General features: G+C 67.5%; 15 protein-coding genes. 10 read left to right on the forward strand and 5 right to left on the reverse strand.

Annotated elements, in window-relative coordinates:
- The first annotated feature begins 164 nt into the window (after positions 1-164).
- The 3 genes from ACWKV7_RS04520 to aroQ all read left to right on the forward strand — a co-directional run bounded on the left by ACWKV7_RS04520 (position 165) and on the right by aroQ (position 2,197).
- Positions 165-617: a YMGG-like glycine zipper-containing protein gene (locus ACWKV7_RS04520; protein WP_483856451.1), complete on the forward strand. Its 453-nt coding sequence runs from the start codon at positions 165-167 to the stop codon at positions 615-617.
- Positions 618-743: 126 nt separating this feature from the next.
- The gene (locus ACWKV7_RS04525; protein WP_483856452.1) at positions 744-1,589 is read left to right on the forward strand and encodes an alpha/beta fold hydrolase; all 846 of its coding nucleotides are present in this window, start codon (positions 744-746) and stop codon (positions 1,587-1,589) included.
- Positions 1,590-1,663: 74 nt separating this feature from the next.
- A complete protein-coding gene (gene aroQ / locus ACWKV7_RS04530; RefSeq protein ID WP_483856453.1) occupies positions 1,664-2,197 on the forward strand; it encodes a gamma subclass chorismate mutase AroQ in 534 nt (177 codons plus the stop codon).
- Between the two features lie 3 nt (positions 2,198-2,200).
- On the opposite strand, the gene ACWKV7_RS04535 is transcribed toward aroQ, so the two are convergent.
- The 4 genes from ACWKV7_RS04535 to ACWKV7_RS04550 form a co-directional block, all read right to left on the reverse strand.
- On the reverse strand, positions 2,201-2,635 hold the full coding sequence (locus ACWKV7_RS04535) for an acyl-CoA thioesterase (RefSeq protein ID WP_483856454.1): 435 nt from the start codon (positions 2,633-2,635) through the stop codon (positions 2,201-2,203).
- Between the two features lie 186 nt (positions 2,636-2,821).
- Complete coding sequence (locus ACWKV7_RS04540; protein WP_483856455.1) at positions 2,822-3,985, reverse strand: iron-containing alcohol dehydrogenase; 1,164 nt, start codon at positions 3,983-3,985, stop codon at positions 2,822-2,824.
- A 103-nt stretch (positions 3,986-4,088) separates the two neighbouring features.
- On the reverse strand, positions 4,089-5,879 hold the full coding sequence (locus ACWKV7_RS04545; protein ID WP_483856456.1) for an acyl-CoA dehydrogenase C-terminal domain-containing protein: 1,791 nt from the start codon (positions 5,877-5,879) through the stop codon (positions 4,089-4,091).
- On the reverse strand, positions 5,879-7,120 hold the full coding sequence (locus ACWKV7_RS04550; RefSeq protein WP_483856457.1) for a 3-hydroxyacyl-CoA dehydrogenase: 1,242 nt from the start codon (positions 7,118-7,120) through the stop codon (positions 5,879-5,881). The genes ACWKV7_RS04545 and ACWKV7_RS04550 overlap by 1 nt, the downstream gene beginning before the upstream one ends.
- Before the next feature lie 97 nt (positions 7,121-7,217).
- Between ACWKV7_RS04550 and ACWKV7_RS04555 the strand changes: the two genes are divergently transcribed.
- From ACWKV7_RS04555 to ACWKV7_RS04570, 4 genes are all read left to right on the forward strand, one after another.
- Positions 7,218-8,117: a LysR family transcriptional regulator gene (locus ACWKV7_RS04555; protein WP_483856458.1), complete on the forward strand. Its 900-nt coding sequence runs from the start codon at positions 7,218-7,220 to the stop codon at positions 8,115-8,117.
- A 145-nt stretch (positions 8,118-8,262) separates the two neighbouring features.
- Positions 8,263-8,646 (forward strand): membrane protein insertion efficiency factor YidD, encoded by a 384-nt coding sequence (gene yidD, locus ACWKV7_RS04560; protein ID WP_483856459.1) that lies wholly within the window; start codon positions 8,263-8,265, stop codon positions 8,644-8,646.
- Positions 8,622-8,810 carry a hypothetical protein gene (locus ACWKV7_RS04565; RefSeq protein ID WP_483856460.1) on the forward strand — a complete coding sequence of 63 codons (189 nt, stop codon included), beginning with the start codon at positions 8,622-8,624 and terminating at the stop codon, positions 8,808-8,810. Before yidD ends, ACWKV7_RS04565 begins: the two co-directional genes overlap by 25 nt.
- Positions 8,811-9,002: 192 nt before the next feature.
- Positions 9,003-9,869: a sterol desaturase family protein gene (locus tag ACWKV7_RS04570; RefSeq protein ID WP_483856461.1), complete on the forward strand. Its 867-nt coding sequence runs from the start codon at positions 9,003-9,005 to the stop codon at positions 9,867-9,869.
- Here the strand turns inward: ACWKV7_RS04570 and ACWKV7_RS04575 are convergent.
- Entirely contained in the window at positions 9,852-10,532 is a 681-nt protein-coding gene (locus tag ACWKV7_RS04575; protein ID WP_483856462.1) for a helix-turn-helix transcriptional regulator, read from the reverse strand. The two genes, ACWKV7_RS04570 and ACWKV7_RS04575, sit on opposite strands and share 18 nt — an antisense overlap.
- A 486-nt stretch (positions 10,533-11,018) precedes the next feature.
- Between ACWKV7_RS04575 and ACWKV7_RS04580 the strand changes: the two genes are divergently transcribed.
- From ACWKV7_RS04580 to ACWKV7_RS04590, 3 genes are all read left to right on the forward strand, one after another.
- Positions 11,019-11,666 (forward strand): methylamine utilization protein, encoded by a 648-nt coding sequence (locus tag ACWKV7_RS04580; protein ID WP_483856463.1) that lies wholly within the window; start codon positions 11,019-11,021, stop codon positions 11,664-11,666.
- Entirely contained in the window at positions 11,663-14,014 is a 2,352-nt protein-coding gene (locus ACWKV7_RS04585) for a putative bifunctional diguanylate cyclase/phosphodiesterase (protein WP_483856464.1), read from the forward strand. The genes ACWKV7_RS04580 and ACWKV7_RS04585 overlap by 4 nt, the downstream gene beginning before the upstream one ends.
- A 147-nt stretch (positions 14,015-14,161) precedes the next feature.
- Complete coding sequence (locus ACWKV7_RS04590) at positions 14,162-15,010, forward strand: hypothetical protein (RefSeq protein WP_483856465.1); 849 nt, start codon at positions 14,162-14,164, stop codon at positions 15,008-15,010.
- The last annotated feature ends 451 nt before the right edge of the window (positions 15,011-15,461 follow it).

Here is a 15,461-nt window from a genome sequence, read left to right on the forward strand (position 1 = left end):
AGAGAAGAGCCCTCCTCCCTGCACGCCAAGGCCCGCGCGAGTTCCCTAGGCAGAACAAATATCTACCAAATGTGAGGCACTTCCCACGGCGCGCAGGCACCCGCTTGTGCAACTTTTGGCGCAACCCCAGCATTGCCGCGTCATTCCCAGCGAGGCGTTTTTCCATGAAGTATTCGTCGATGCTCCTGATATCCCTGAGCCTGGTCAGCAGCGCCGCGCTGGCCGGCGGCACCACCGAGGCCGCGGTGGGTGGGGCTCTGGGCGGCGTGTTGGGTTCCGTGGTGGGCGAGAAGGTTGGCGGCAGCACCGGCGCGACCATTGGCGCCGGCGTGGGCGGTGCGGCGGGCAGTGCGGTTGGCGCGGACAAGCGCAGCCGGACCCAGGCCGCCATCGGTGGCGGTCTCGGCGCCGCCGGCGGCCAGGTGATCGGCGAGAAGGTCGGCGGCCAGAATGGCGGCCTGATCGGCGCGGCGGCGGGCGGTGCGGCCGGCGGCGCGCTCGGCAACGCCTACGGCGGCGGCGACGATAACCGCCGCGACGGTTATCGCCAGGACCGACGCCCCAACGGCCATGGCCACAACAAGAACAAGTGGCATCAGCACCACAAGCATCATTGATTCGCCGAAGCCCGCCCCGTGCGGGCTTTGTTTTACCTGTACGCACCTCCCTGGGGGATTTCCGCCCGGAATTTGCAACAGACCCGACGGACACTGTCTAAACGCCAGGCAGCCAGAGGGGATTCCATGCCGACCAGCAGGCTCACCATCCACGGAATCGAGCTGAACGTTTCCATCCGCGGGCAGGGCTCGCCGTTGCTGTTGCTGAACGGGCTGGGCGGGCTGATCCGCTCCTTCGATCCGCTGCGCGACGCGTTACCCGACTACCAGACCATTGCCTTCGACGTGCCCGGCGTGGGCAAGTCCCACGTGCCGAGTTGGCCGATGCGCCTGCCGCGGCATGCGGACCTCATCGCCGGGCTGCTGGAGCACCTGGGATTGGAGCAGGTGGATGTCTTCGGCGTGAGCTGGGGCGGTGCGCTGGCCCAGGAATTCGCCCTGCGCCACCCCAAGAGGGTGCACCGGTTGATTCTCGCCGCGACCTCCGCCGGCCCGGCGGTGTTCATGAAGCCGGCCGACGTGCTGGCGTTCTTCAGCAAGGACAAGGGCGCCAAGCGCCGCAGGCTCGGCATCGCCCGGCAGGACGAAGCCGCGCGCAATTCGGTGCAGGCGCTGCTGCGCTACGGCGTGGCCAACGGCATGCTCAGCGTCAACCCGCGGGCCTACTACCATCAGATCGCCGCGCTCGCCGGTTGGACCAGCCTGCTGCGATTGTTCCGCCTGCGCCAGCGCACGTTGATCCTCGCCGGCGACCGCGACCCGCTGGTGCGCCTGTACAACGCGCATATCCTGCGCGGTGCCATCCGCCGCGCGGAGCTGCGCATCCTGCAGGGCGAGGGGCATTTCTTCGTGGTCACCAGCGCAGACGACACCGCCGAGGCGATACGCGAGTTCCTGCAGCGCGCCGACGGCCACGCCCCCCCCTTGCTCAACGGCCACGAGGCAACGCGCCCGCCGCAGGACGAGCGTTGATGCCAACGACGGCGGACTTGCCGGGCGGCGCGCTGTCCGCTAGCTTTTCGCCGCCCCTCCGCCAGGACCCGACCATGAAACGCTGCTGCGCCGCCCTGCTCCTGCTCTGCACCCTGGCCGTCCAGGCGAACAGCCCGGCGCTGGACCGGCTCGTCGCTCTCTGCACCCAGCGCCTGTTGCTGGCCGACCAGGTGGCCGCGAGCAAGGCGCAATCCGGCAAGGCGGTGGAGGACGTGGCGCGGGAAGCCGAGCAACTGGACCTGCTCGCCCGCAACGCCAGGGACTACCGGCTCGACCCGACCGAGGTCACGGCCTTCTTCCGCTGGCAGATGGAGGCCAACAAACTGGTCCAGTACCAGCTCCTGGCCGGGCCGACGACCGGCCGCGACGACCCGCCGATGGCACTCAACGAGATCCGCATCCGCCTCAACGCGCTCAACCACGAGCTGCTGCAAACCCTGGAGCCAGCCCTGGCCGAACTGCGGGAAGGCGATTGCGCCAGGCGCCTGCAGGCGGCCATCGACACCCGGGCCGAGCAGGCGCACCTCGACGCCCTGCATAGAACGGCACTGGTCCGTGCCCTCGGCGATACCTGCCGCGGGCTCTGAGGCTCAGCCCACCAGCAGAGCTGCCAGCGCCTCGCGCAAGGGCGGCGGTATCGCCACCGGGCGGTTGCTCCGGCGGTCGACAAACACGTGCACGAAACGCCCGGCGGCGCAGGCCTGCTGCTCGTCCGCCTTGAACACCGCCAGCTCGTACTGCACCGAACTCTTGCCCAGCTTGCCGACCCGCAGGCCGACCTCGATGCACTCGGGGAAGGCGATGGAGGCGAAGTAATCGCAGGCCGAGCTGACCACGAAGCCGACCACCTCGCCGTCATGGATATCCAGCCCGCCGCGCTCGATCAGGTAGGTGTTCACCGCCGTGTCGAAGAAGCCGTAGTAGGTGACGTTATTGACGTGGCCATAGAGGTCGTTGTCGTGCCAGCGCGTGGTGATCGGCTGGAAGTGGCGGTAGTCGCCGCGCAGGTGTTGCGGTTGACTCATCGAGGGGTTCCTTGAAGGCAAGCCAGAGGCACCGGGATTATGCAGGGAGATGCTCGCAAGACGCGCAAAACGGGAGCAGACATCGGCCCCCGCGAACGAGCGACCGGGCACGCGAACATGTAGGGGCGAATTTATTCGCCTGGTGGCCCGTTAGGCGAATGAATTCGCCCCTACAGGACGTCACCGTCAGTACGCCGCCTGGTAGATCGCCAGGGCATCGGCTTCGCTCACCTCGCGCGGGTTATTCACCAGCAGGCGCTGCTGCAGCATGGCATCGGCGGCCAGGCGCGGCAGCATCGCCTCCGGCACGCCGGCATCGCGCAGGCGGCTGGGCAGGCCGTGGCGGTCGTTAAGCGTGGCCAGTTCGGTGATGAACTGCTCGGTCAGGCTCGCCGCATTGCCCGGCACCAGTTCGCGGCCGAGCAGCAGCGGTGCCAGTTCGGCATATAGATGGGTTGCCCGCGGCGCGTTGAAACGCAGCACATGGGGCAGCACCAGGGCATTCGACAGGCCATGGGGGATATGGAAGTGCCCGCCCAATGGATAAGCCAGCGCATGCACCGCCGCCACCGGCGCGTTGGCGAATGCCTGGCCGGCCAGGCAGGCGCCGAGCAGCATGGCCTGGCGCGCCGTGCGGTTGTCGCCATGGTGCACCGCCTGGTCGATATTGCTCGCCAGCAGGCGCAGCGCTTCGCGGGCCAGCAGGTCGGACAGCGGGTTTTTCTTCAGCGCGCTGGTATAGGCTTCGATGGCATGCACCATGGCGTCGATGCCGGTGGCGGCGGTCACCGCCGGCGGCAGGCCGAGGGTGAGGTCGGCATCCAGCAGCGCCAGGTCCGGCAGCAGCAGCGGCGAGACCACGCCCATCTTGGTGGTCTCGCCGGTGGTGACGATGGAGATTGGCGTCACCTCCGAGCCGGTACCGGCGGTAGTCGGCACCTGGATCAGCGGCAGGCGCTGGCCTTTGGCGTTGCCGACGCCGTAGATTTCCTTCAACGCCTGGGTGGACTGCGGATGGGCGAGCAGGGCCACCAGCTTGGCCACGTCCATCGAACTGCCGCCGCCGAAGCCGACGATCAACCCGGCCTGTTGCGCCCGGGCCTGCTCGATGGCCGCCAGCACCACCGCTTCCGGCGGGTCGGCGACGACCTGGTCGAATACCGCCACCGCCAGCCCGGCGTCGGCAAAGCCGGGCAGCACCTCGTCGAGCAGGCCGAAACGGGTGATGCCGGGGTCGGTGACGATCAGCACCGACAGCGCCCCGCGCTCGCGGCACAGGCTGCCAAGGCGTCGGGCGGCACCGGTCTCGCAGATGATCTGCGCGGTGGTGGCGAAACTGAACGGATGCATGGTGCCTCCTGGATGCGGTGCAGCCAGAGAGCGAATGGCTATCGCTCTCGTTGTTAATGCGGATCGGCCTCGGGCCGGTTCTGCGCTCCCCTGGTTGGCCCGGTCACACACTGAACGCTTCTTCCTCCATCGCCATCAGGCACTGCGCGCCGCCTTCGATGGCTTCGCGGTGCGCGCTGGCGCGGGGCAATACCCGGCGCAGGTAGAACTCGGCGCTCTGCAGCTTGGCCTGGTAGAACGCCGCCTCATCGCTGCCTTGCTCCAGCGCATCCTGCGCCTTCGAGGCCGCCTGAAGCCAGAGACCGGCCAACAGCACATAGCCCGAGTAATGCAGGAAGTCCACCGAGCAGGCGCCGATTTCCTGGGGGTCGCGCTGGCTGGCGGCGAGCACCAGGGCGCCCAGCTCGCGCCATTCGCCGAGGCGCGCCTGCACCTTCAGCGCCAGTTCGCGCAGCGACGGGCGGGCCATGGCCGCCTCGCACTGCGCAGCGAATTCCGCCTGCAACGCGGCCAGCTCGGCACCGCCGTCGCCCAGCAACTTGCGGCGGACCAAATCGAGTGCTTGGATGCCGTTGGCGCCCTCGTACAGCTGGGTGATGCGGCTGTCGCGCATCAGCTGCTCCATGCCCCACTCGCGGATGTAGCCGTGCCCGCCGTATACCTGCACGCCGAGGCTGGCGCACTCCAGCCCGCGGTCGGTACAGAACGCCTTGATGATCGGGATCAGCAACGCAGCGCGCTTGCCAGCCGCCTGGCGCGCCGCCGCGTCCGGATGGCCGTGCTCCAGGTCGAGTTGCCGGGCGATATAGCCGGCGAGCATGCGGCTGCCTTCCACCAGGGTCTTCTGGATCAGCAGCATGCGCCGCACGTCCGGATGCACGATGATCGGGTCGGCCGGTTGCTGCGGCGCCGCCGGGCCGCTCAAGGCGCGGGATTGCAGGCGCTCGCGGGCGTAGCGCAGGGCGCCCTGGAAGGCCGCCTCGCCAATGCCGATGCCCTGCAGGCCGACCTGGAAGCGCGCGTCGTTCATCATGGTGAACATGCAGGCCAGTCCCTGGTTGGCCTCGCCCACCAGCCAGCCACGGGCGCCGTCGAAGTTCATCACGCAGGTGGCGGCGCCCTTGATGCCCATCTTGTGCTCGATCGCCCCGCAGGACAGCGCATTGCGCTCGCCCGGCGCGCCCTGGGTATCCAGCAGGAACTTCGGCACCAGGAACAGCGATATGCCCTTCACCCCCGGCGGCGCGTCGGGCAGGCGGGCCAGCACCAGGTGCAGGATGTTCTCGGTCAGGTCCTGCTCGCCGCCGCTGATGAAGATCTTGCTGCCGCTGACCCGGTAGCTGCCGTCCGCCTGGGGTTCGGCGCGGGCGCGCAGCAACGCCAGGTCGGTACCGGCCTGGGGCTCGGTGAGGCACATGGTGCCGCTCCACTCGCCGCTGACCAGCTTGGCCAGGTAGTCGCGCTTGAGCGCCTCGCTGCCATGGCTGTACAGCGCCAGCACCGCACTCTCGGTAAGTCCCGAATAGATGCGAAAGGACAGGTTCGCCGCCATCAGCATTTCGTGAAAGGCCCAGCCGACCAGTTGCGGGAAACCCTGGCCGCCGTATTCGGTAGGGCCGGTCATGCCGCCCCAGCCGTTCGCCACGTACTGCCGATAAGCCTCGCGAAAGCCCGTTGGCGTGCTCACCCGGCCATCCTCCAGGCGGCAGCCTTCTTCGTCGCCGATGCGATTGAGCGGGGCGATTTCGTTGGCGGTGAAGCTGGCGGCCTGCTCCAGCACACCGTCGATCAGCTCGCGGTCCAGGCCGTTGTCCAGCAGCGCGCAATGGCCAGTGACATCGAACAGTTCGTGCAGCACGAAGCGCATGTCGCGCAGGGGGGCTCGATAGCTCATCAGCGGCTCTCCCGTACGTCGGCCAGGTGCATGCCGGAAAACGCCAATTGCTCGATCAGTGCCGCCGGTCGCCAGTGCTCGCCGAAGCGCGCCTGCAAATCCAGCAACCGCCCGTGGATCGACGAAAGCCCCTCGGCATCCGCCCAGGCCATAGGCCCGCGCTTGTCCGCCGGGAAGCCATAGCCGTTGAGGTACACCAGATCGATGTCATGGCTGTTGGCAGCGATGCCTTCTTGGAGGGTCTTCGCCCCCTCGTTCACCAGCGCCAGCAGGCCGCGCTCGAGGATTTCCTCGGTGCCGATCTCGCGGCGGCGGAAGCCGAGCCGTTCGCTCTCGCGCAGCACCAGCGCATCCACTTCCGGATCATGTTCGGCCTGGCGACTGCCTTCGGCATAGCGGTAGTAGCCCTTCTGTGCCTTCTGCCCGAAGCGGCCCAGTTCGCAGAGCCGGTTATCCACCTGCACCTCGGGCGCGTCCTCCCCCTGGCCGGCCAGCTCGCGGGCGCGCCATTCGAGGTCGATGCCCACCACGTCGTACATGCGGAACGGCCCCATGGCGAAGCCGAAGCCCTGTAGCGCGGCATCCACCTGCTGCGGGTAGGCGCCCTCCAGCAGCAGCCTGCGGGCCTCGCGTACATAGGTGTGCAACATGCGATTGCCGATGAAGCCGTGGCAGTTGCCGGCCACCACCGCCACCTTGCCCATGCGCCGGCCCAGCTCCAGCGCACTGTCCAGTACCCTCTGGGAGGTCTTGGCGCCGCGCACGACTTCCAGCAGCTTCATGATGTGCGCCGGGCTGAAGAAGTGCAGGCCCAGCACCTGCTCCGGCCGCCCGGTGACGGCGGCGATGGCGTCGATGTCCAGCGCCGAGGTGTTGCTGGCGAGGATCGCCGCCGGCTTCACGCTGGCATCCAGCTGGCGAAAGATGTCCTGCTTCAGCGCCAGGTTCTCGTACACCGCCTCGATCACCAGGTCGACGTCCGCCAGCGCCGGGTAGTCCGCCACCGCCTCGATACCCCCATAGCGGGCATCCGCCTGTTCCTGGCTGATGCGGCCCTGGCGCACGCCGTGGGCGTAGGTGGCGGCGACGGCGCTCAGTGCCTGGTCGAGCACTTGCGAGTCGGTGTCCAGCCAGCGCACGCGGATACCGGCGTTGGCCAGGCTCATGACGATGCCGCGGCCCATGGTGCCGGCGCCAATGACGGCCGCGCTGGCGACCTGCGGTGAGACGGATAGGCTCATAATCGTTCCCCTTATGCACGGAGCAAAATCGGCAGTCACGATAAGAAAGCAGCTACTATTTTTGAAATTTAGAGTTGTGATACGTCGTATTGGGCCGATGAATATCTCCACCTTCGACCTCAACCTGCTGCGGGTACTCGACACCCTGTTGCGCGAGCGCAATGTCTCGCGCGCCGCCGAACGCCTGTCCCTCAGCCAACCGGCGGTGAGCAACGCCCTCAACCGCCTGCGCGAATTGCTCGACGACCCGCTGCTGGTGCGGGTTGGCCGAAGCATGCAGCCAACCCCACGGGCGCTGGCGCTGGAAGCGCCGATCCGTTCGGCATTGCGCCAGATAGAACAGAGCCTCAACGAGGGCGAAGGTTTCGTCCCGGCGCGCAGTCGCCAGCGCTTCACCGTCGCCCTGACCGACTACGTCGAGCTGATCTGCATGCCCAGCCTGCTGCGCCGCCTGGTCGAACAGGCGCCTGGCATCGAACTTTCGGTGCGCCACCTCAGCCCCACGCTGCCCACCGATGCCCTCGACAAGGGCGAGATCGACCTCGCCCTCGGCCGCTTCCTCGACGTGCCGCCGCGCTTCCAGCGCCACCCCTGGGCCAGCGAAACCCTGCAGCTGGCCGCCCGCCGCGACCATCCGCTGCTTGGCGGCCAACCCGACCTCGAAGGCTTCCTGCGCCTGCGCCACCTGTGGGTGCAGGGCGGCCAGACCAAGGGCATGGTCGACCAGTGGCTGGGCGAACAGGGCCTTGAGCGCCAGGTCGTGTACACCACGCCCAACTACCTGCAGGCCGCCCATGTCGTCGCCGCCACCGACCTGGTCGCCGTGCTGCCCCGCCAGCTCGCTCGCCACTTCGCCGGCTTGCTGCCCCTGCAACTGTTCGACCTGCCCTTCCGCCTCGACCCCTTCCACCTGGAAATCGTCAGCCCGGCCCAGCGCGCGCGGGATGCGGCGTTGCAGTGGTTGATCGGGGAGATCCTGGCCGTCGGGCGGGAATGAACACGGCGTTCAGGGTCTCTGAAGGGCATCCGCTGGAGACTACGGCTCGCTTCCTTTCGCCCCTGAAAAACCGTATCTTCCGGAACCGCCCCACAGCACCGGGCTTGCGCCCCTAGTCGCAGCCGCCAATCAAGGACGAGACCGCTTGACCCCGTTCGATCCAAGCAATGCAAGCTTCGAATTCAATGTCGACGAGCAGCTTCGCCCCTCATTGGAACGGCAACTGACCGGCTCCACCGCGTTGGACAAGGAAATTCACGCCCTCCCCATTCCGCAGAAGCCGGCCGGTGTGAAACTCGCCGTTTTGTCCTTGCGCCTCTATCGGCGCATTCGCCCGCAGAAGATCGGTAACAGGTGTGTGTTCGACCCCAGCTGCTCGCACTACAGCGAGTTGGCCATTCGGGAACACGGCCTGGGCAAGGGCATACGACTCACGATGAACAGGTTGTCACGGTGCCGTCCCGGCGCAGGTGGCACCGATCTCTCATGCAAGAAGGAGCAGCCATGCAGTACAAAATCGAATCCATAGGTGCCGAGTTCTCCAACAAATCGATCGCCAATCTGGAGAAGCGCTTCACCGCTCACGCCGCCGAGGGCTACAAGTTCCACTCCGTGTTCCAGATTCAGCAGCCGGGCTGCATGGGCTTCGGAAAGCCCACCATTACCTACCTGGCGGTGTACACCAAGGAGTGACCCGGCGGGTCCATCGGCCGCGCCCAGGCAGGGACGGTCGGCCGATGGCGCCATGTAGCGAATGGGCGAGGCCGCGCATCCCGCCCACGAGCTCGCCACATCCCGCTCTTCTCTTCTTTGCGCCATTTATTCAATCCCTCCCCCCGGCGGTCGCGCGAGTCTGGCAGTGTCCTTTTTCTGGAGACTTGCCCCATGCGAAAGCTCGTCCGCATCCTTTATGCACCTGCAATGCTGTTCGGCTTCGTCGCCCTGGCCACCTGGCTGGTCGGCTATCGACAGACCGCCGCCGGCTGGTTGCTGCCGCTGCTGCTGGCGGCAGTGGCCCTGTCCTTTCTCGCCGAAGCTCTGCTGCCCTACCAACGGGACTGGAACCGCCCGCGCGGCGACCGCTGGCGCGATGCGCTGCATGCGGCGGTGAACGAAGCGCTGAACGGCCTGGGCGTGTTCGCGGTGCCCCTGCTGGCGGGTAGCGTGCCGGCGCTGGCGCTGTGGCCGACCGATTGGCCGCTCTGGCTGCAACTGCTGCTGGCGGTGGCGCTGGCGGACCTCGGCGTGACGCTGATGCACTACGCCAGCCACCGCCAGCCGCTGCTCTGGCGACTGCACGCGGTGCACCACAGCGTGCAGCGGCTGTACGGCTTCAACGGGCTGATGAAGCACCCGCTGCACCAGACGCTGGAGGCGATGGCCGGCATCCTGCCGCTGGTGCTGCTCGGGCTGCCGCAGACGCTGGCGACGCTGCTGGCCTTTGCGGTGGTCATCCAGTTGCTGCTCCAGCACAGCAACGTGGACATGCGCATCGGCGCACTGCGCCATCTGTTCGCCTGGGCACCGGTGCATCGCTTCCACCACGTCAAGGGCACCGCAGGCGACGTGAACTTCGCGCTGTTCTTCAGCGTCTGGGACCGGCTGCTCGGCACCGTGCGCTACCAGCCGGGGCAGCGACTGGACAGCCAGGACCTGGGCATCGGCGACCAGCCGGAGTATCCGGTCGCCTACCTTGAGCAATTGGCAGCGCCATTCCGTCGGACGCCCCCAGCATCAGTCGAGCAGCCGTAGCCGGAGGTGCGGCAGGCTCAGGTCGGCGCGGATGCCGAACAGGCTGCGCACGCTGCGGGAGAGGTGGGCCGAATCGGCGAAGCCGGCATCATGGGCGGCCTGGGTCAGGCTCAGCCCTTGCAGGGCGAGCGCCAGGGCCCGGTGCAGCCGGCGCCACAAGACGAGACGCCGCACGGAGAGTCCGACCTGTTGGCCGAACAGACGCTCCAACTGGCTGAGAGAGAGATTGGCCTGGTTTGCCAGGGCCTGCGCGCTGACCTTGCCCGCCAGCAAGCCGTCCACGGCCTCGAGCGCCCGCTGCAGCCGCGGGTCCAGCGGCCGCCGAGGCAGCGCGGCCAGGCACTGCGCCAGGGCCGGCAGACTCGTTTCGCACTCGGCCACGGCCAGGTGCAATGCCTCGGGGGCGAAGGCCAGAGGCTCGGCGTAGACTGCCAGCAGCGGCTGGCGGGCGTCGTCGAAGGCATGGCTGAGCTGGGACTCCACCAGCAGGCAACGCCCGCTCAGCACCTCGCCTTCCACCCGCAGGCGCAGCGGTTCGGCCGCCGCGAGCATGACCTGATGCGCATAATGCCGATGCACGCGGGTGTGCCCGCTCTCCCCGGCGAACAGGCCGTAGTCCCGTGCCAGCCAGATTTCGCCTTGCCAATGGTGCTCGCCGGTCATCGATGCACAACCTGGGTTTCGTTTGCTTGGTTCGTGGGCGCTGATCCGAGCGGGCGAGCGCGGGGCTCCGGAACGGAAGCCGGGCGTGCAATCCAGCCGACAAGAGCAGTGACGGATGGATGAGCCAATCGGACAGTCGCTAGAACATGCCTGGCGAGGCGGCAGAAGTCCACCTGGCTTCGCCGCTCGCGTCAATTGGCCAGCCGCTCGAACAGCTATTGCCGGCCGGCGCTGAGCACGGCGCCATATTGCAGTAGCTGCGAGCATTCCTGGCTGACGCCGCGTCGCCGGTACGGCTAGCCGCCAGCGCCAGAGGCCCGTCGTTGAGTTGTGCGCGGGGTCCCGCGCCGAACAGCCCAGCCCGCCGCCTGAACAACGCTCGGCTCACCTATGCAACCGAACCAACCATCGCCCTGCTGGCCATCCGCCAGAAATCCACGAAGACCTTCCTATACTCAGCCAAGCGGTCGTTGCGGCGAGGTGGTTATGAAGGTACGCACATGGCTGGCGATGCTGCCGGCGGTTCTCTGGTCCGCCGCCCAGGCCGCGAGCCTGGAAGTGGAACTACTCGACCACAAGGGCAAGCCGCTGCCCGAGGCAGTGGTGTGGATCGAGCCGGGGCCGCAACAGGCCGCGCCCGGCACGGCGGTGATGGACCAGAAGCGCCGGCTGTTCGAGCCGTACATCCTGCCGGTGCAGGTGGGCACCACGGTGGTGTTTCCCAACTCGGACCCGATCAACCACCACGTCTATTCGTTCTCCCCGGCCAAGCGCTTCGAGCTGCGCCTGCATCACCAGGGCGATCAAGCCCAGGAGGTGCGTTTCGACCAGCCCGGTCTGGTCACTCTCGGCTGCAATATCCACGACTGGATGCTCGGCTTCGTGCTGGTGCTGGAAACCCCCTGGTTCGCCCAGACCGATCAGAGCGGTCGCGCCCGGCTGGACTACGAGCCGGCCGCGGGCCAACGGGTGCAGGTCTGGCACCCGCGCGTCGCCGATGCGCCCGCGAGCCTGGCTCGCGACCTGGCCGGCGAGACCTCGCTGCGCATCCGCCTGAGCGAGTCGCTCAAGCGCGACCCGCGCGGCAAACCGCCGAAGGACATTCCCCGCGGCAAGGGCGGCTACGTGCGATGAGCCTGCGCGGCAAGATCCTCGCCTTCTTCCTGGCCATGCTGCTGATCGTCATGGCCTTGCTGCTGGCGCTGGTCTACCGCTCCACCTATGCCCACACGCTGGCGCAGATTCGCGGCCAACTGAGCTTCGCCCATGTGGTGCTGGCCAATGAGCTGCAGGGCCGGCGCCAGGCACAGAGTGCCATGGCCGACCTGATCGCCAAGGACTTCACCCTGCTCGGCGAAATCGCCGACCTGCTGGGCAGTCCGGAGCAGGAAGCGCAATCGCTGTCCGCCGCGCTGGAGTCGTTCGCCGCCCGCAGCGATGCCAGCTTCGCCCTGGTCAGCGCGCCCGAGGGGCGCATCCTCGCCGGCACCAGCGGCGTGCTGCTGCCGGGCGCCGAGCTGCCGTGGCCGGAGCTGCTCGGCCTCGGCGACCCACAGAGCGGCGAGCGCCTGGTGGTGCTGGGCGATACCGTGCTGCACGTGAACGTCACGCCGATCTTCGCGCCGCGCCCGAACCTGCTCGGCTGGCTGGTGATGGGCTTCGCCATCGACGATACCGCCGCCGGCCACCTGGCCGAGCTGAGCGGTGCGGACGTGGCGCTGCTCACCGGCAGCGCCGGCGCCTACCGGGTGCTGGCCAGCAACCTGGCGCCGGTGGCGCGGGCGGAATTGAGCGGGCTGGACATTCCCGATGGCGAGGGGGTGTTCCTGCTCGACCTGCAACAGGACGAGCGTGTCGCCTTCCGCGCCCCGTTGGCCGGCACCGGCGGCGAGCTGCAGGTGCTATTGCTGCGCTCGCTGTCCGCCGCGCTGGCCGACTACCAGCCGCTGCAATGGCAGCTCGCCGCGATCTTCGCCGCCGCCCTGCTGTTGGCCGGGCTGGGGGCGCTGTGGATCGCCAATACGGTAAGCCGGCCACTGACGCGCATGGTCGAGAGCGTGCGCCGCATCGCCGCCGGCGACTATCGTGCGCCGATGGAGACCCGCGCAGCCGGCGAAGTGGGCCTGCTCGCCCGCGAATTCGTCGCCATGCAGCAGGGCATCGCCGAGCGCGAGGCGACCATCGGCTTCCTCGCCTACCGCGACCCGCTGACCGAACTGCCCAACCGCAACCGCTTCCTCGCCGAGATCGAGCTGGCCCTGGACGCGGCCCGCCCCGGCGACTGCGTGGCGGTGCTGCTGATGGACCTGGACAACTTCAAGGACCTCAACGACACCCTCGGCCACGACGCCGGCGACAGCCTGCTCTGCCAGCTGGCGGCGCGCCTCGGCGGGCAGCTCGCCGACGGCGAGCAACTGGCGCGCCTGGGCGGCGACGAATTCGCCCTGCTGCTACCGCGCACCACGCCCAACGCGGTGATCCAGGCCGCCCAGCGCTATCGCACCGCCCTGGCCACGCCCTTCGACGTGCGCGGCATCAGCATGACGCTCAATGCCACCCTCGGCATCGCCCTCTATCCGGACCACGGCGAGAGCGCCGGCACCCTGCTGCAGCACGCCGAGGTGGCCATGTACCTGGGCAAGGCGCAGCGTTCGCCCTACGCCCTCTACCGCCCGGAACTGGACCGCCATAGCCTGGTACGCCTGGCCTTGATGAGCGAACTGAAGAGCGCCATCGACGATGGGCAGTTGAGCCTGTATTTCCAGCCCAAGCTGGATATTCCCCAGCGCCGCCTGCTCGGCGTGGAATGCCTGGTGCGCTGGATCCACCCGCTGCACGGCTTCGTGCCGCCGGACGAATTCATCCCGCTGGCCGAACAGACCGGCAACGTCTGCGCCCTCACCCGCTGGGTGGTGCGCACGGCGCTGGCGCAGAACCGCGCCTGGCACGATCAGGACCTGGGCCTGAAGACCGCCATCAACATTTCCGCCCTCGACCTGGCCGACCCGCAGTTCGCCGGCTACATCGCCGCCCAACTGGACGAATACCAGGTGGCGCCGGCCACCCTGGTGGTGGAAATCACCGAAAGCGCGGTGATGGCCGACCCGGAACTCGCCATGGGCCAGCTCGAACAACTGCGCCAGTTGGGCGTGCGCCTGTCCATCGACGACTACGGTACCGGCTACTCGTCTATGGCCCAGCTCAAGCGCTTGCCGGTGCACGAACTGAAGATCGACAAGTCCTTTATCCAGGACCTGCTGAGCAACCCCGACGACGACATCATCGTGCGCTCCACCATCGACCTCGGCCATAACATGGGCCTGAAGATCGTCGCCGAGGGCGTGGAGACCACCGAGGTTCTGGAACGTCTGGACGCACTCGGCTGTGATATCGCCCAGGGCTACCTACTGAGCAAACCGCTGGCGCCGGCGGCGTTCGGGGAGTGGTTGGGCAAGACCGAGTGGGAGGTGGGCCGGGGCTGAGTGGCACGAGCCGCGCCCTGGACCCGGTGGGACGTCCATCACTGCCTGCGCCGGCACTAGCGCCCCCAGCCACGCTGCGCGCCAGGTGATCCCGCGCCGGCCGTAGGCTCTGCTAGCATTGCCGCCCCGAGGTCAGGAGAGCGCGCAATGAAATGGATGCCGAGTTCGAAGCAATGGAAGGCCTGGACCTTGCCTGCCAAGATGACTGCCATCAGCTATTACCTGGCCGTCTGGGCGTTCGCCCTGCCCATCGTGTCCTATGTCTCCATCAAGGTTGTCGATCACCTGCGCCGACAGGTAGTGCTGGAAGGCGTGGAGCTGTCCGCCGAGCAGATCGCCGAGCGAACCGGGAACAACTATCTGCAGGAAGGCGGCACGATCAAGGGCCGCTACCCTCAACTGGTCTACTACTACCCGAATGACCTGTACGCCTCTCTGAATGCCGAGCTCGAGGAGATGGCTTTGGGTTATCTGGACCCAAGCCTGCTCGACTACCAGTTCGCCTATGAGCCCGGGGTCCAAGACGAATCGGTGCTCAGCATCAAGGTGGAGCAGTACGCGTTCTACAAGGGGGCGGCGAATGGCAATACCTCGCTGGCCGCCATCAACGTGGACCTTCGCTCGCAGACGATCCTCGACTTCTTCGACGTGTTCGATGCCCGGCGCAATGCCCAGCAAGGCGTGAAAGCACTGATCGCCAGGGAAGTGCTCAAAACCTGCGATGCGATTCTTGAAGACAGCCTCTACCGCCCGCAGTACCTGCCACGCTTTTTCATCCGCGAGGCCGGCATCGAGTTCATCTTCTCGGAGTACGAAATCACTCCAGGGGTTTGCGGCGGCACCACGGCCCTGCTCACCTATGACGAACTTGCCGACTACGTGCGACGCGACAGTCCTGTCGGCACTCGCTACGCAAAAAGCGGCCCCTGGGAGGCCGAACGGCATTTCCTGAATGCCATAGAGCGTGCGCTGCAGAAACAAGGGCACGAGAGCTGATGCGTTGCCGGGTCGTCAAAGCCCACCCGCTTTCCGCGAGCCTGTGCGCCGGCCTGACCGAGCGCATCGTCGCCACGCTGCGTCGGCACAGGCACCACGTGACGTCTACGCCAAGCACTTCCAACCGGCGCTGAACGCCACCGAGCGGGCCAGCTACTACGCCGGCCCCTATGCCGTGGAGGACGTCGCCGGGCAGGTCGAACGGTTGCTGGCCAATCAAGCCGAGACTGCATGGGCTGCGAGATGCTGGCGGTGACCTCGCTCGGCTCGCCCTGGTGGGTCGATCGGCTGGTGATGTGGCGGCCCGTGCGACGGGTATTGAAGACCGCCATCCTCGGCGCCGCGCCCCGCGCTGCCGGCTGCGCGTGCTCTCCCTGCACGGCAGCGAACACCTTTCCCAGAAACGCGTAGGTTTATCGCGCGGATCGAGCGGGCGCTGGCTCAGCGGCGG

The sequence above is a fragment of the Zestomonas ipomoeae genome (assembly GCF_057128665.1).

Excerpts from the sequence above, each read along its gene's own strand:
- ACWKV7_RS04540 (WP_483856455.1), bottom strand. The coding sequence starts at position 3,985 with ATGCATCCGTTCAGTTTCGCCACCACCGCGCAGATCATCTGCGAGACC.
- ACWKV7_RS04525 (WP_483856452.1), top strand. The coding sequence starts at position 744 with ATGCCGACCAGCAGGCTCACCATCCACGGAATCGAGCTGAACGTTTCC.
- aroQ (WP_483856453.1), top strand. The coding sequence starts at position 1,664 with ATGAAACGCTGCTGCGCCGCCCTGCTCCTGCTCTGCACCCTGGCCGTC.
- ACWKV7_RS04545 (WP_483856456.1), bottom strand. The coding sequence starts at position 5,879 with ATGAGCTATCGAGCCCCCCTGCGCGACATGCGCTTCGTGCTGCACGAA.
- ACWKV7_RS04565 (WP_483856460.1), top strand. The coding sequence starts at position 8,622 with ATGCAGTACAAAATCGAATCCATAGGTGCCGAGTTCTCCAACAAATCG.
- ACWKV7_RS04585 (WP_483856464.1), top strand. The coding sequence starts at position 11,663 with ATGAGCCTGCGCGGCAAGATCCTCGCCTTCTTCCTGGCCATGCTGCTG.
- ACWKV7_RS04550 (WP_483856457.1), bottom strand. The coding sequence starts at position 7,120 with ATGAGCCTATCCGTCTCACCGCAGGTCGCCAGCGCGGCCGTCATTGGC.
- ACWKV7_RS04580 (WP_483856463.1), top strand. The coding sequence starts at position 11,019 with ATGAAGGTACGCACATGGCTGGCGATGCTGCCGGCGGTTCTCTGGTCC.
- ACWKV7_RS04535 (WP_483856454.1), bottom strand. The coding sequence starts at position 2,635 with ATGAGTCAACCGCAACACCTGCGCGGCGACTACCGCCACTTCCAGCCG.
- ACWKV7_RS04520 (WP_483856451.1), top strand. The coding sequence starts at position 165 with ATGAAGTATTCGTCGATGCTCCTGATATCCCTGAGCCTGGTCAGCAGC.
- ACWKV7_RS04575 (WP_483856462.1), bottom strand. The coding sequence starts at position 10,532 with ATGACCGGCGAGCACCATTGGCAAGGCGAAATCTGGCTGGCACGGGAC.
- ACWKV7_RS04590 (WP_483856465.1), top strand. The coding sequence starts at position 14,162 with ATGAAATGGATGCCGAGTTCGAAGCAATGGAAGGCCTGGACCTTGCCT.
- ACWKV7_RS04555 (WP_483856458.1), top strand. The coding sequence starts at position 7,218 with ATGAATATCTCCACCTTCGACCTCAACCTGCTGCGGGTACTCGACACC.
- ACWKV7_RS04570 (WP_483856461.1), top strand. The coding sequence starts at position 9,003 with ATGCGAAAGCTCGTCCGCATCCTTTATGCACCTGCAATGCTGTTCGGC.